General features: G+C 65.1%; 21 protein-coding genes. 19 read left to right on the forward strand and 2 right to left on the reverse strand.

Annotation, left to right across the window (positions count from 1 at the left end; genetic code table 11):
• The 5 genes from BUB20358_RS04865 to BUB20358_RS04885 all read left to right on the forward strand — a co-directional run bounded on the left by BUB20358_RS04865 (position 1) and on the right by BUB20358_RS04885 (position 2455).
• Positions 1-486, forward strand: a complete 486-nt coding sequence (locus BUB20358_RS04865) for an STY1053 family phage-associated protein (RefSeq protein WP_045552447.1) — start codon at positions 1-3, stop codon at positions 484-486.
• 59 nt (positions 487-545) lie between these two features.
• Complete coding sequence (locus BUB20358_RS04870) at positions 546-929, forward strand: DUF4054 domain-containing protein (RefSeq protein ID WP_006764400.1); 384 nt, start codon at positions 546-548, stop codon at positions 927-929.
• Between the two features lie 27 nt (positions 930-956).
• Positions 957-1439, forward strand: a complete 483-nt coding sequence (locus BUB20358_RS04875; protein WP_006764399.1) for a hypothetical protein — start codon at positions 957-959, stop codon at positions 1437-1439.
• Between the two features lie 61 nt (positions 1440-1500).
• The gene (locus BUB20358_RS04880) at positions 1501-1872 is read left to right on the forward strand and encodes a hypothetical protein (protein ID WP_045552446.1); all 372 of its coding nucleotides are present in this window, start codon (positions 1501-1503) and stop codon (positions 1870-1872) included.
• A gap of 4 nt (positions 1873-1876) precedes the next feature.
• Positions 1877-2455 (forward strand): phage neck terminator protein, encoded by a 579-nt coding sequence (locus BUB20358_RS04885; RefSeq protein ID WP_006764397.1) that lies wholly within the window; start codon positions 1877-1879, stop codon positions 2453-2455.
• On the opposite strand, the gene BUB20358_RS04890 is transcribed toward BUB20358_RS04885, so the two are convergent.
• Positions 2443-2925, reverse strand: a complete 483-nt coding sequence (locus tag BUB20358_RS04890) for an HNH endonuclease (RefSeq protein WP_158380477.1) — start codon at positions 2923-2925, stop codon at positions 2443-2445. The genes BUB20358_RS04885 and BUB20358_RS04890 overlap by 13 nt on opposite strands.
• 114 nt (positions 2926-3039) lie before the next feature.
• On the opposite strand from BUB20358_RS04890, the gene BUB20358_RS04895 reads away from it, so the two are divergent.
• The 9 genes from BUB20358_RS04895 to BUB20358_RS04930 are packed head-to-tail and all read left to right on the forward strand — an operon-like array spanning position 3040 to position 10078.
• Positions 3040-4515, forward strand: a complete 1476-nt coding sequence (locus BUB20358_RS04895; RefSeq protein WP_006764396.1) for a DUF3383 domain-containing protein — start codon at positions 3040-3042, stop codon at positions 4513-4515.
• Between the two features lie 15 nt (positions 4516-4530).
• Positions 4531-4971: a phage structural protein gene (locus BUB20358_RS04900; protein ID WP_006764395.1), complete on the forward strand. Its 441-nt coding sequence runs from the start codon at positions 4531-4533 to the stop codon at positions 4969-4971.
• On the forward strand, positions 4971-5468 hold the full coding sequence (locus BUB20358_RS04905) for an HNH endonuclease (protein WP_045552444.1): 498 nt from the start codon (positions 4971-4973) through the stop codon (positions 5466-5468). The genes BUB20358_RS04900 and BUB20358_RS04905 overlap by 1 nt, the downstream gene beginning before the upstream one ends.
• Before the next feature lie 8 nt (positions 5469-5476).
• Positions 5477-6046 carry a phage tail assembly chaperone gene (locus tag BUB20358_RS04910; RefSeq protein ID WP_045552443.1) on the forward strand — a complete coding sequence of 190 codons (570 nt, stop codon included), beginning with the start codon at positions 5477-5479 and terminating at the stop codon, positions 6044-6046.
• A 59-nt stretch (positions 6047-6105) separates the two neighbouring features.
• Complete coding sequence (locus BUB20358_RS28545) at positions 6106-6237, forward strand: DUF6889 family protein (RefSeq protein ID WP_258230494.1); 132 nt, start codon at positions 6106-6108, stop codon at positions 6235-6237.
• Positions 6230-8224, forward strand: a complete 1995-nt coding sequence (locus BUB20358_RS04915) for a lysozyme family protein (protein WP_006764391.1) — start codon at positions 6230-6232, stop codon at positions 8222-8224. Before BUB20358_RS28545 ends, BUB20358_RS04915 begins: the two co-directional genes overlap by 8 nt.
• Positions 8221-8796 (forward strand): phage baseplate protein, encoded by a 576-nt coding sequence (locus BUB20358_RS04920; RefSeq protein ID WP_045552442.1) that lies wholly within the window; start codon positions 8221-8223, stop codon positions 8794-8796. Before BUB20358_RS04915 ends, BUB20358_RS04920 begins: the two co-directional genes overlap by 4 nt.
• Positions 8796-9113 carry a phage baseplate plug family protein gene (locus tag BUB20358_RS04925; protein WP_045552441.1) on the forward strand — a complete coding sequence of 106 codons (318 nt, stop codon included), beginning with the start codon at positions 8796-8798 and terminating at the stop codon, positions 9111-9113. Before BUB20358_RS04920 ends, BUB20358_RS04925 begins: the two co-directional genes overlap by 1 nt.
• The gene (locus BUB20358_RS04930) at positions 9110-10078 is read left to right on the forward strand and encodes a phage protein (RefSeq protein WP_045552440.1); all 969 of its coding nucleotides are present in this window, start codon (positions 9110-9112) and stop codon (positions 10076-10078) included. Before BUB20358_RS04925 ends, BUB20358_RS04930 begins: the two co-directional genes overlap by 4 nt.
• On the opposite strand, the gene BUB20358_RS04935 is transcribed toward BUB20358_RS04930, so the two are convergent.
• Entirely contained in the window at positions 10075-10452 is a 378-nt protein-coding gene (locus BUB20358_RS04935; protein ID WP_006764389.1) for a hypothetical protein, read from the reverse strand. The two genes, BUB20358_RS04930 and BUB20358_RS04935, sit on opposite strands and share 4 nt — an antisense overlap.
• 3 nt (positions 10453-10455) lie before the next feature.
• Between BUB20358_RS04935 and BUB20358_RS04940 the strand changes: the two genes are divergently transcribed.
• From BUB20358_RS04940 to BUB20358_RS04960, 5 genes are read left to right on the forward strand one after another with little or no spacing between them, the layout of a single operon-like run.
• Complete coding sequence (locus BUB20358_RS04940) at positions 10456-11205, forward strand: Gp138 family membrane-puncturing spike protein (protein WP_006764388.1); 750 nt, start codon at positions 10456-10458, stop codon at positions 11203-11205.
• 8 nt (positions 11206-11213) lie between these two features.
• A complete protein-coding gene (locus tag BUB20358_RS04945; RefSeq protein WP_052688677.1) occupies positions 11214-11690 on the forward strand; it encodes an HNH endonuclease in 477 nt (158 codons plus the stop codon).
• Between the two features lie 4 nt (positions 11691-11694).
• Complete coding sequence (locus tag BUB20358_RS04950) at positions 11695-12048, forward strand: contractile injection system sheath initiator (RefSeq protein ID WP_045552439.1); 354 nt, start codon at positions 11695-11697, stop codon at positions 12046-12048.
• A complete protein-coding gene (locus BUB20358_RS04955; RefSeq protein ID WP_006764386.1) occupies positions 12045-13226 on the forward strand; it encodes a baseplate J/gp47 family protein in 1182 nt (393 codons plus the stop codon). The genes BUB20358_RS04950 and BUB20358_RS04955 overlap by 4 nt, the downstream gene beginning before the upstream one ends.
• Positions 13226-13891: a DUF2612 domain-containing protein gene (locus BUB20358_RS04960; protein WP_045552438.1), complete on the forward strand. Its 666-nt coding sequence runs from the start codon at positions 13226-13228 to the stop codon at positions 13889-13891. Before BUB20358_RS04955 ends, BUB20358_RS04960 begins: the two co-directional genes overlap by 1 nt.
• Positions 13892-13948: the final 57 nt, after the last annotated feature.

Raw genomic sequence — 13948 nt, forward strand, 5'->3', positions numbered from 1 at the left:
ATGGCAAGGGTCAACGTTCTGACGGCGTTCACGATTCGGCTCGTGCACGAAGGCGAGGAGATCGTTCGGCGATTCGAGGCAGGCGTGCAGGAAATCGAGAGCTACATCGCCGAGCACTGGTACGCAAAAGCGCATCTCGGCCCGGTGCCGGACGGACGCGCGGCCGCATCGGCGGCAGGCAACAACGCCGTTGCTGGGGCCGCGGGCGTAGCGGCAGAGCTCGCGGCCGAGAAGGCGGCGCTCGACGCTGAATCGGAGCGTTTGGCGAAGCTGAGCGCCGAACTCGAAACGTTCGGCAAGGGGCTGGACGACCGTGCGGCGGCGCTGGACTCCCGTGAAAAGGCGCTCGCCGAGCGGGAAACCGCTGTCGTAGCGCGCGAGCAGGAAATTGCGGCGCGTGCTCAAGCCGCTGACATCTCGCAGAAGGCAGCAGCGGGCCAGACGAGCGACAACGCCTCGCCGAAGTCCGCCAGCAAAAAGGCATAATGGCCTTCCGGCGCGACGCAGTGCGCGCGCCGGCCTGCGTTCCAATCGACAGGTGACAAGTGGATATCGCCCAGTTCCGCCAAGCGTTCTCGGAGTTCAACGACACGACGACGTACCCCGACGCGCTCGTCCAGTTCTGGATGACCGTCGCGGTATCGCTCGTCAACGCAGATCGGTGGGGCGACCTGACTGATCTGGGAATCGCGCTCGTCACCGCGCACCACCTCGCGCTCGCCGTGAAGGACCAGAAGATGGCCGCCGTCGGCGGCGTGCCCGGCCAGGTGTCCGGGCCGCAGTCGTCGAAGGCCGTCGACAAGGTGAGCGCGAGCTACGACACCGCGGCCGTCGCCATCAAGGACGGCGGCTTCTGGAACGCCACGATGTACGGCGTCCGTTATCTCAGCCTCGCAATGATGATGGGCGCGGGCGGCATGCAGCTGTAACGCCGCCGCTGTCCATCGGGAGACCCCATGGACGGCATGAAAATCGATCGCCTCGACGAGGTACTGAAGTCGATCAGCGGGCTCGTGCAGAAGGAGGTGCTGGTTGGCGTGCCCGACAGCACTGCTGGCCGGAAGGATGAAGGAGAGCCGCTCAGCAACGCTGAGATCGGCTACATCCTCGAGAACGGTTCGCCGGCCAACAATATCCCGGCCCGCCCGCACCTGGTGCCGGGCGTGCAGGACGCGCGGCCGAAGTTCGAGCCGCACCTTCAGAAGGGCGTCGAAGCGGCGCTCGACGGCGACCTCGAGAAGGTCAACCGCAGCCTCAATCGCGCTGGCCAGGTTTCGGTGAACTCCGTGCGCGCGAAGATCAACAGCAACATCGCTCCCAAACTCGCCGACTCGACGCTGGCCGCGCGCCGGCGCCGCGGCGTCACGCGGGAGAACACGCTGGTCGACACCGGCCAGTATCGGAACGCGACGACGTACGTCGTGCGCCGCAAGAAGTAGTTTTCAGTCCCCCTGACCCGAGGGCCGCCATGTGCGGCCCTTTTTCATTGGTGCTCGCGCTATGGCTTTTCTCGACGTCACCGACGTCCTGCTCGATCCGGACTTCATGGACACCGGACTGGTCTGCAACCGCATGACGCAGACGGTCGACGACTACGGTCGCGCGCAGAACACCGTCGCAGCGACGTCGTTCTCGGCCGTCGTGACGAGCGACAAGGGCGACATCCTGCATCGCAACGCGGACGGTAGCCGAATCATCGGTTCGATCACGCTGCACACGATGTTCCGGCTGATGGACGGCAGCGCCGGCCACGACGCCGACGAGGTCGTGTGGGCCGGCCGCACCTACACCGTCGTCAACGTGAACGACTACTCGCACTTCGGCCGCGGCTTCGTTTGCGCGACGTGCGACCTGAAGCCTCTTTCGGGATGACCCCATGAACGATAGCTCGACCGGCGGATATCTGGCGCCAGCCGTCGATGCGCCGCCGGCCGAGGACGATGCCCTCGACAACCTGGTACACGACCTGATCGCCGGCATCACGGCGCTCGCGCCGGACCTCGTGCGGCCGCGCTGGCAGCCGAAAGTACCCAAGCAACCCGAGCCGTCCGTCAACTGGTGCGCGTTCGGCTTGCAGGAGCAGGAGCCGGATGCCGGCCCGGCCATCCAGCACGACGGCACTGGCGACGGGCACGACACGTACATCCGGCACCAGGACATCGACGTCATGTGCACGTTCTACGGGCCGCTCGCGAAAGGTTACGCGCAGCGGCTCGCCGACGGACTCGCGATCCCGCAGAACCGCGAGCAGCTCCAGCTGCAGGACATGGCGTTCGTCGGCGTCGGCCCGATTCGAGCGGCGCCCGATCTGGTCAATCAGCAATGGGTGCGGCGCTACGACATGACCGTGACGCTGCGCCGCAAGATCACCCGGACCTACGCGGTCCTGAGCTTGAAATCTGCGGCGGTGAGCGTCAATGACGAACACGGCACCGCGTCGATTCAGGTTCCGTAATTGGCGAATTGACCGTGAAGTTCGGCTGCGGCTTCTCGATAGGCCTCGAAAGCACTTTCGCGGTGCTGGAAATATCCAAGGCTTACGACTTTGCAGTTCGCATAGATGCGTGCATGCCAGAGGCCGCTCGCGCGATGGTAAGTGACTCCTTTAAAGCCGGATGAGTTGTCGACGCGCTTCTTCGCGTTGCGCATGTTCTCGGATTGGAGACATACCCGGAGATTTGCTCGTCGGTTGTCGAGCTTATTGCCGTTGATGTGGTCGGGTACGCGAGTGTCGCCGAACCCCAGACCGGCAATCACCCGATGCATACGCTCCTTCCATCGCTTCGACGGATCGAGCGGGTGCTCTGTATTTCGAACTGCGTAGCCATATGCATCGACGTGCCATGAGTGCCGATTCAGGGAATCGAAATCTTCGTCATCAACGAGGATTTCCTGACCTTTTTTGGTGCGGATGATTTTGGTCATGTGCTCTCCGGTTGAGCCCGCTTCGGAAAGAAGAAATTTTAGGCCATCCGTGTGCATATCGTGCTCACGTTTGGATTGTGTCGGATTCAATTTCACTACTCGTAGGGGACCAGCATGTCCAACGGATTGCCGGTATCGCGCCTGATCAACGTGACGATCAACCTCGCCGCGCTCGCGGCGCAGGGCGCGAACATGAACACCGGGCTGATTCTCGGCCCGTCGGCCGTCATCGACACGAACGAGCGCGCGCGCTCGTATGGAGACATCGACGAGGTGACGCCGGAGTTCGGCACGAACACGCCGGAGTACTACGCCGCGGCGCTGTATTTCAACCAGGTGCCGAAGCCGCAACAACTGATGATCGGCCGGTGGGCGAAGACGGCGACGTCCGGATCGCTGCGCGGCGGCGTGCTGTCGGCTGCGCAGCAGGACATCGCGCTGTGGGATGCGATCACGGCCGGCGCGTTCAGCATCACGATCGACGGTGCGGCGAAGTCCGTGAGCGGCCTCGACTTCTCGGCGCAGACGAACCTCAACGGCGTCGCCAGCGTGATCAATGCGAAGCTGACGGGCGCGACCATTGCTTGGACCGGCTCGCAGTTCGTCGTGACGTCGAACACGACCGGCACGAACTCGAAGGTCGGCTATGCGACCGCGCCGGGCAGCGGCACGGATATTTCGGCGATGCTCGGCTTGACGAGCAACCTCGCCGGCGTGCCGGCGGACGGCATCGCGCCCGAGCAACCGGTCGACGCGGCCGCGCTGTTCTTCGACCGCTTCTCGAACAAGTTCCTCGGTTTCGATTTCGCGGATGCTTCCATCACGGACGACCAGCACATCGCGGTCGCGACGCTCACCGAGGCCGACCAGCGGCATATCTACGGCATCACGACGCAGAACCCGCAGGTGCTCGACTCGACCGTGTCGACCGACATCGCGAGCAAGCTGAAGGCGCTGAAGCTGAAGTACACGATCGTGCAGTACTCGAGCTCGACGCCGTACGCAGTGTCGTCGCTGCTCGGACGCCTGCTGACCGTGAACTTCGACGGCAACAACACGACGATCACGCTGATGTTCAAGCAGGAGCCGAGCGTCGTCGCCGAGACGCTCACGAGCACGCAGGCGAACGCGCTGCAGTCGAAGAACTGCAACGTGTTTGTGAACTACAGCAACGACACGTCGATCATCCAGTACGGCGTGACGCCGAGCGGCATCTATGTCGATTCGGTCTATAACGCGATCTGGTTCCGCAACCGCATCGAGACGGACGTCTACAACCTGCTGTATCAGAGCCCGACGAAGATCCCGCAGACGGACGGCGGCAACGCGCAGATCGCCGCGACGATCGCGGCGGCCTGCGAGGCCGGCGTGAACAACGGGTATCTCGCGCCGGGCGTCTGGAACTCGGCCGGCTTCGGCGCGCTGAACCAAGGCGACACGCTCGCGAAGGGCTACTACGTCTACCAGCCGCCGATCGCCACGCAATCGCAGGCTGACCGCGAAGCACGCAAGTCGGTCGTATTCCAGGTCGCGGCGAAGGAAGCCGGCGCGATCCACGGCGCCGACATCCTCGTCAACGTCAACCGCTAACAGGGGCATCTCAACATGGCGACTTACAGCTTTCAGGACGTCGCAGCGACGATCGTGGGCCCTGGCGGCGCATTCTCGCTCGGCTACGGCGAAGCGACCGCGGAGGAAGGCATCACGATCGCGCGCGCGGGTGACAAGAACACGATGACCGTCGGCTCGGACGGTGAGGGCATGCACAGCCTGCACGCCGACAAGTCCGGACAGGTCACGTTGCGCTACCTGAAGACCGCGCCGATCAACGCGAAGCTGATGGCGCTGTACGACGCGCAGTCGCTCGACAGCCGCCTGTGGGGCAAGAACCTCATCGAGGTTCGGCAGACGGCGGCCGGCGACGTGACGACCGCGCGCAGCTGCGCCTTCAAGAAGGCGCCGGACCTGAAGTACGCGAAGGACGGCGACATTGTGGAATGGCAGTTTGATTGCATCAAAATCGACAATATCTTGGGCACCTATTAATGGATACATTGACTCAAGATCGACTCCATCAGGTGCTTTCATACGATCCAGTCACCGGCGCTTTTGTTTGGCTGCAATCTACATCGAATCGAGCGCCTGCCGGGGCAATAGCAGGAACAATGCAACCGAATGGGTATTTGCGCATCACCATTGATGGCGTTCGCATGTATGCGCACCGTCTCGCATGGCTCTATGTGTACGGGGAATGGCCATCCGGCGACATCGATCATATTGATGGTGTTCGCACGAATAATGCGGTCAACAATCTGCGCGACGTGCCGCGCGGCGTCAACATGCAAAACCAACGGCGCGCACGATCAAACAATCGGACGTCTGGATTGCTCGGCGTCACGTGGCACGCGCGCCGACATCGATGGTGTGCACAAATTCAAGTCGATGGAAAGCGCAAGGGCATCGGGTATTTCGACGATGCCGAAACTGCTCATCAGGCATATCTCGACGCAAAGCGCAAGCTGCATGCAGGATGCTCAATCTGAGAAATCAAATGACGACTGAAATTCAACTCAACGGCGTGCGGTACGCGATCGGCAAGCTGAGCGCGATGCAGCAGTTCCACGTGTCGCGGCGCATCGCGCCGATCATCCCGCCGATGATCCCGGTGCTGATGAAGTTCTACACCGAGCTCGAGCAGGCGGATCTCGTCCGCGATCAGGCGCGGGCGAACGCCGCGCTCGCGGCGCTGGCCGCACGTGTCGAGGGTGCGGCAGCAGACGATGCTCCGGCCGCCGCGGCGCCGGTGGCGGCGGCTGACCGATCGCGCGAGCTGCTGTCGCTCGTCGATGCGGTCGCGCCAGTGCTGCAGCCGTTCGCCGACGCACTGGCCGGCCTGAAGGACGAGGACGCGGAGTACGTCTTCGGCACGTGCCTGTCCGTCGTCGAGCGCTGGCAGGGCGCGGGTTGGGCGAAAGTGTGGTCGCCCGTGCACAAGACCGCCATGTTCGACGACATCGGCATCGACGTGATGCTGCCGCTCGTCGTGCGCGTCGTGGTGGCGAACCTCGGCCCTTTTATCAGCGGGCTGCTTACCAGCCAAGCGAGCCCGTCGGCGACGTAGGCTGGATCCGTACGCTGCCCGGCGGCGAGGACTGGCTGCTCGCGCCCGTGCACGCGCAGATGTGCAAGTACGAGTCCCTGATCGACGGGACGCTCGGCCTTGCCGACATCGCGCTGATGAACGACTCCATTGCCGTTCGGGCAGACAACGACGCGGCGTTCCGCCGCAAGATGGAAAGAGAAAATGGCTGATTCCGTCGTCATCCGCGAGTTCCTGGTCGCGCTCGGGTTCAAGGTCGACGAGAAGGGCCTGAAGAACTTCAAGGACGGCGTCAAGGACACGACCAAGGGCGTAAAGCGCCTGATCAAGACGATCTCCGGCGCGTCGCTGGCGGTCAGTGCCGGCGTCGCGGCCTTCGCGTCGAAGCTCGAGCGGCTGTACTTCGTCTCGCAGCGCACGGGCGCGTCGGCAGCCAACCTGCGTGGCTTCGAGTTCGCCGCGCGGAACATGGGCGTCTCGGCCGAGGCGGCCACCGGCACGATCGAGAACCTCGCGCGCTTCCTGCGCAACAACCCGGCGGGCGAAGGCTATCTTGCGACGCTCGGCGTGCAGACGCGCAGCGCGAACGGCGAGCTGCGCGACACGGTCGACATCATGTCCGACCTCGGCAAGGCGCTTGCGAGCAAGCCGACGTGGCTGTCGAGCCAGTACGGCAACATCCTGGGCATCGACGAGAACCTGATGCTCGCGATGCGCAATGGGGACTTCGAGCGTCTGCTGAAGCAGTACCGCGAGATGTCGCAATCGACCGGCCTCGACAAGGCTGCCGACGACTCGCACCGCTTCATGACGCAGTTGCGGGGTCTCGGCACGACGTTCGAGAACCTCGGCATCCGCGTCGAGGGCGCGATGCTGCAGAAGGTCGGGCCACAGCTGGATCGCTTCCAGCGGTGGGTCGACGAGCATGCAGACGAGATCGCGGCCAAGATCGGCGACATCGCGAACACCCTGCTCAAGATCGCGGAGGCGGCCGGCCCACCGCTCGGGAAGCTCGTCGACACACTGCTCGAGCTCGACAAGGCGACGGGCGGCTGGTCGACGAAGATCATCCTGCTCGGTGTCGCGCTGAAGGCGATGGGCGTGTTCAAGATCGCCGGCGGTATTTGGAAGATCGTGGGCGCGCTGCGCGCGGGCGGCGCGGCGGCCAGCGGGGCAACGGGCTTGCTTTCCGCAATGGGCGTTGAGCTGGCTGCGCTCGCCTCGAGTGCGGCCGCCGTCGGCGCCGCGTTTCTGGGTTGGAAAATCGGCGACGGCGTGCGCGACCAGATCGACGGCCTGATCACGAAGCTGTCGGGCGGGCGGTTCCGCTCTGTGTGGGACATCCTCACGCTGAAGGATCGGCGCGGTCTTGATGCGACGGGCGGCTACACGCAGGCCGAGCTCGACAGCGTGCGCAAGGGCGGCGGCGGTGGCGCGAAGCTGGCGTCGCCGCGCAGCGCTGCTGCTGCGCCGGCGACCGCTGCGCCCGCCGCGTCGGGTGGTCTGGCCGGTGCTATGTCGCGTCTCGCGGACACGGCGTTCGGCCGTCTGATCGCGCGCGGCGAGGGCGACTACAACAGCGTCAACCGTGGCGCGCGGGGCGGCTATCGCGCCGGCACCGAAAACCTCGAGGGCATGACGCTCGCGCAGGTCATGGCCGCGCAGCGCGCCGGGCAGTTCAACGCCGCCGGCCGCTACCAGATCATCGGCAGCACGTTGGCGGAGGCCGCGCGCGCGCTGAAGCTGAACGGTGACGAGATGTTCGACCGCACGCTTCAGGATCGCATCTTCGAGCAGTACCTGGTGCGCAACAAGCGCCGCGCGATCGCCGAGTACGTTGAAGGGCGCAGCGACGACCTGCGCGGTGCGCTGCGCGCAGCGGCGCGCGAGTGGGCGAGCGTCGCGGACCCGGACACCGGCCTCAGCTACTACGCCGGCAAGGGCAACAACCGCGCGAGTATCACGGTGGCCGAAATGGAGGCCGCGCTGCGCAACACGCGCGCGATGTACCAACCGACGGCCGCACTCAGCGGGCAGCCGGCCGCGCGCGGCGGCGCGACGAAGGTCGAGCTGCACCAGTCGACGCAGATCCACGTGAACGGCGCAGGCGATCCCGCGGCGGCCGGCCGCGCGGTCGAGCGCGAGCAGCGCGCGGTGAACGCCGACATGGTGCGCAACCTACAGGGGGCGATCGCATGATCCTCGACATGATCACGATCTCGCCGAAGAAGATCGGCAGCATCACGGTGCAGGTCGCGATCGAAGAGGTCTACAACGACGAGCTGACGATCACGGAGCATCCGGTCGAGCAAGGCGCGGAGATCTCCGATCACGCGTTCAAGCGCCAGCCGGATGTCGCGATGCGATGCGGGTGGAGCAACGCCGACTACGAAGCGCTGCTCGGTGCCGCGGAGGCGACTTTCGACGGCGGCGGCCTGCCGTCTGCGCAGTACGTCAACGCGATCTACTCGCAGCTGCTCGCGCTGCAGGAAGCTCGCACGCCGCTCGACGTCACGACGAGCCGCCGCACCTACCGGAACATGCTTCTGCAGGGGCTGCGGCTCACGGTTGACGCAAAGACGTCGAGCGCGCTGATCCTTACCGCGACGCTCAAGCAGATCAAGATCGTGTCGACGCAGGTCATGAAGCTGCCGCCGCGCGAGAACCAGGCCGACCCGGCGTCCACGGCCGAAACCGGCAACGGCGGCACGAAGGCCGCCATGCCCGCGACGCCGGCGCCGGGCGGCGCGGTGCCGCCGGGGAGTATGTGATGCCGAGCTTCTTCGAGATTCCGTTTTCGCCGCGCCCCGAGCGCTTCACCGTGACGCTGAGCGGGACCGACTATCGACTGACCGTCCAGTACCGCAAAGCCGGCGGCGCGGGGTGGGTGCTCGACATCGCGGATGCCGCGGACAGCCCGCTGGTGTCCGGGATCCCGCTCGTAACCGGCGTCGACCTGCTCGGGCAGTACAAGCACTTGGGGTTCCAGGGGCGCCTGTGGGTGCAGGGCGCCGACGATCCGGACGACGTTCCGACGTTCGAGGATCTCGGCATCGGATCGCACGTTTTCTGGGTGACGGACCAATGAGCGTTGAGCAGTTCGGCCGGAAGGTATCGCTGATCATCGGCTTCGACAGCGGCGAGGCGCTCGACTTGTCCGAGCTGCGGATCGTGTTCCGCGTGAAGCGCGGCGACCTGCAGACGCCGAACTCGGCGCGCATCCGGGTGTACAACGTCTCCGACACGACCGCGCGGCGCGCGCAGAAGGAATTCACCCGAGTCGTGCTGCAGGCCGGCTACGAGGGCAACTACGGGATCATCTTCGACGGCCAGATCAAGCAGGTGCGACGCGGGCGCGAGAGCCAGACCGACACGTTCCTCGACATCACGGCGGCCGACGGCGACTCGGCGTACAACTTCGCCGTGGTGAACACGACGCTCGCGGCCGGCTCGGTGGCAACGGACCACGTGTCCGTCGCGACGGCCGCCATGAACCCGTACGGCGTGTCGCTCGGGTACATGCCGAAGGTCACGTCGAATCCGCTGCCGCGCGGCAAGGTCATGTTCGGGATGGCGCGCGACTTCCTGCGAGGGATCGCGAAAACCACGCAAACGGTCTGGAGCATTCAGGACGGGAAGGTGGTTCTGGTGCCCGAGACGGCATACATGCCCGGCGACATTCCGAAGATCACGTCGGAGACCGGCATGGTGGGCCTGCCGCAGCAGACGCCGAACGGCATCGAGGTGAAGATGCTGCTGAACCCGAGCGTGAAGATCGGCCGGCTGATCTGGCTCGACAACGCGAGCATCCAGCAGTACGAGTACAGCCTGAACGTCGGCCAGCAGGCCGAGAATGAGCGGATCGAGATGCAGGCGAAGCTGCAGGACGATGGCTTCTACTACGTGATGCTCGCGGAGGTGGGGGGCGACACCCGCGGCGAAGAGTGGCACACGAGCGTGACCTGTCTCGCGGCAGACGTCACGGTGCTGCCCGACTCGTTCAAGGACAAGGCGGCGGTGCCGCGCGCCGACGTGATCAAGCGGTTCGGTTAGCGGCCGTACGTCGGCAGCGCCTTGATCGTCATCGTCGTGGTCTCGCCGGCGCGCTTCACGTCCGCGCGCGCGAGCACGTTGAGCGGCATGGACTTCATCGGCATTTGCGGCACGACGATCACGGCGTCGCCATCGATCGTTTCGCCCCAGCATCCGATATCCCACACGCCGCGGTACGACTCGTAGCGCCGCATGTTCTTCGCGTTCGCGAGCGGCAGGTCGCATTTCTTCGCCGTGTAGAGGATGGTCGGGAATTCGTTCTCAACGGTCGCGCCGACCTTCATGCCGGCGAACGGATAGACATAGGCGTCGTCAGCGACGGCGGCGAGCGGCGCGAGCAGCGCGGCGGTCAACAGCAGTTTTTTCATTTTCATCCCATGGATCGACGTGAAAGGGTAGGCGACCCGGAGGTCGCGCTGCGTGAAGCGTTCGACGGCGTGCGCGCGGGCATCTGGACAGCGTTGCCCGGCATCATCCAGTCGTTCGAAAGCGCCGCGGACCGGCCGCCGACTTGCAGCGTTCAGCCGGCCATCAAGGCGCAGGTGCGCGGCATCGACGGCACGATCCAGAGCGTCGCGCTGCCGCTGCTGGTCGACTGCCCGGTCCAGTTCCCGGCCGGCGGAAATTGTACGCTGACGTTTCCGGTCAAGCAGGGCGACGAGTGCCTCGTCGTGTTCGCGTCGCGCTGCATCGACGCCTGGTGGCAGTCGGGCGGCGTGCAGGAACAAGCCGAGCTGCGCATGCACGACCTGTCAGACGGGTTCGCGCTGCTCGGCTTTCGATCGCGGCCGCGTGCGCTCTCCGGCGTCAGCGGCACGTCGACGCAGCTGCGAAGCGACGACGGCGCGACGTACATCGACCTGAACCCGACGCTGCAGAAGGTCAAGATCGTCGCGCCGGGCGGCTTCGACGTCGTCGCGCCGCTGTCGACGTTCTCCGCGGCCGTCACCATCACGGGCCTGCTGACCTTCGTCGGCGGCATGGTCGGCAGCGCGGCAAGCGGTGCCGCGGCCGTGTTCAACGGCATCCTCAATGTGATCGGCCAGATCACGGCGAACGGCAAGCGCGTCGACGACACGCACACGCATCCAGATCCGCAGGGCGGCAACACCGGCCCGGTCAACTGAGAATTTCGATGGCAACTATCCGAACAGCGAAGGGCGAAGAAATTCTGATCGACGACGCGGACTATGAGTTGGTTAGCCGCTGGACATGGCGCACGATCGGGCGAGGGTACGCGGCCCGCAGTGTTTACGACCCGTCCAAGCCGAGCAAGCGTACCAATCGATACCTGCATCGGTTTCTGCTCGGCCTATCAGATGGCGATGGCGCCTTCGTCGATCACGTGAACGGCAATCGACTGGACAACCGGCGCTCCAATCTGAGGCTATGCACGGTGCAGGAGAACGGTCGTAACTCGAAGGTCCGGTCACACAACAAGTCCGGATTCAAGGGTGTGTTCTGGGATCGACGCCGCGAGAAGTGGACGGCATACATCAAGGTCGACGGGAAGCAGCGCTATCTGGGGCTTTTCTCGACTGCACAACTGGCTCATGAGGCGTACTGCGCAGCCGCGCGGAAGCACTTCGGCGCGTTCGCGCGGGAAGGGTAATTCGATGCGTTATCGACGATTGGACGCCAACGGCGACTACGTCTTTGGCGGTGGCGCGGCCGACTTTCTCGTGAACACGCCGGAGACGGTCGCGCAGGCCGTGCTGACGCGCCTGCGCTTGCTGCGCGGCGAATGGTTCCTCGACACGACCGCCGGCATGCCGTGGGCGACCGACGTGCTCGGGAAGTACACGAGCGGCAAGTACGACGCTGCGATCCGGACGTGCATCCTCGGCACGCAGGGCGTGACTGAGCTCGTCAGCTATTCGAGCACCGCCGATCCCGAGACGCGCGTGCTGACCGTCACCGCGACGATCAACACGATCTACGGCACCACCACGGTACAGGCAATATTGTGACTCTCACGACCCTCGCACCCACCATCGACGCGAACGGCATCACCGCGCCGACGTACGCGGACGTGTTCGCGTTTCTGCAGGATCAGTTCCGCTCGATCTACGGCGCCGACACGTACCTGGAGCCGGACAGCCAGGACGGTCAGATGCTCGGCGTGTTCGCGAAGGCGATCAGCGACGTCAATTCGGTGGCGATCGCGATCTACCGGTCGTTCAGCCCCGCGACGGCGCAGGGTGACGCGCTGTCGAGCAACGTCAAGATCAACGGCATCGCGCGCAAGGTCGCATCGTACTCAAGCGCGGACCTGGTACTGATCGGCCAGGCGGGCGCGACAATCAGCAACGGCGTAGCGAAGGACGCCAACGGCTTGCAATGGATGCTGCCGGCCGCGGTGACGATTCCGCCGAGCGGCACGATCACCGTCACGGCAACGTGCGCGACGATCGGCGACATCTCTGCGCGCGCGGGCACGATCAACCAGATCGCGACGCCAGCGCTTGGCTGGCAGTCGGTGACGAACCCGGCGGATGCCGCCGAGGGTGCGCCCGTTGAGAAGGATGCGGTGCTGCGGCAGCGGCAGACGGTGTCGACCGCGTTGCCGTCGCTCACGGTGCTCGACGGCATCATCGGCGCGGTGGCGAACGTTCCGGGCGTCACGCGATATGTCGCCTACGAAAACGATACGGATGCGACGGACGCGAACGGCATCCCGTCGCATTCGATTTCGCTCGTGGTCGAGGGAGGCGACGCGACGGCTATCGCGAACGCGATCGCGGCGAAGAAGACGCCGGGTTCCGGGACGTATGGCACGACTGCCATCATCGTCGCGGACATCTACGGCCGTCCGATCACGATCAGGTTCTTCCGGCCGGTGGCCGCGCCGACCACTGCCACGGTGACGATCAAGGCGCTCACCGGCTACACCGGCCAGACGGGCCAGCAGATTCAGCAGGCGGTGTCGGACTACATCAACGGCGTGCAGATCGGCGGCGGCCTGTCCGGCAGCGTCGAATGGGGCGACGCGCTGACCGCGGCGAACAGCGTCGGCGGCGGCGTCACGTTCAAGCTGTCCGGCCTCACGCTGACCGGCCCGCGCGGCGCAGGCACGCCCGACGTCGCGCTGCTGTTCAACGAGGCGGCATCGTGCACGCCCGCGAACGTGACTCTGGTGGTGAACTGATGGCCGCGTCTCTTTCCGACTACACCGCACTGATCACGTCGGAGCATCGGGACAAGCCGCGCTTCATGGCGGGCGTCGGCGCGCTCGTGCAGCCGCTCGTCGATCAGATGAACATGCTGCAGAGCATGCCGGGCAAGTTCGACCTCGACAACGCGGTTGGCGTGCAGCTCGATGATGTTGGCCTCTGGGTCGGCGTGTCGCGGAAGATCCGCACGCCGCTGACCGGAATCTACTTCTCGTTCGACCTCGACGGCCTCGGCTTCGATCAGGGCACGTGGAAGGGGCCGTTCGATCCCGACACGGGCCTGACCGTGTTGGACGACGACACGTACCGGCTCGTCATCCGCGCGAAGATCGGCGCGAACCACTGGGACGGGACGCTCGAATCGAGCGCGGCGATCCTGAACAGCATCTTCGACGCGGACACGCACGTGTTCATCGAGGACCACCAGGACATGTCGATGACGATCGGGATCGCGGGCAAGGTGCCGTCGGCCGTGTTCCTCGCGCTGCTCGCGGGAGGCTATATCCCGCTGAAGCCGGAGGGCGTGCGGGTCAACTACACGATCGTGACCAGCGTCGACACCGCGCCCCTATTCGGATTCGACATGAGCAATCAGTACATCGCTGGCTTCGATACCGGAGCCTGGGGCACACCGGTTTAGACCGCACAACGCATTTATCGCAATGAGCCGCCTTCGGGCGGCTTTTTTATTGCCGGA

The sequence above is a fragment of the Burkholderia dolosa genome (genome assembly GCF_902499135.1).
In the GTDB taxonomy this organism is placed as follows: domain Bacteria; phylum Pseudomonadota; class Gammaproteobacteria; order Burkholderiales; family Burkholderiaceae; genus Burkholderia; species Burkholderia dolosa.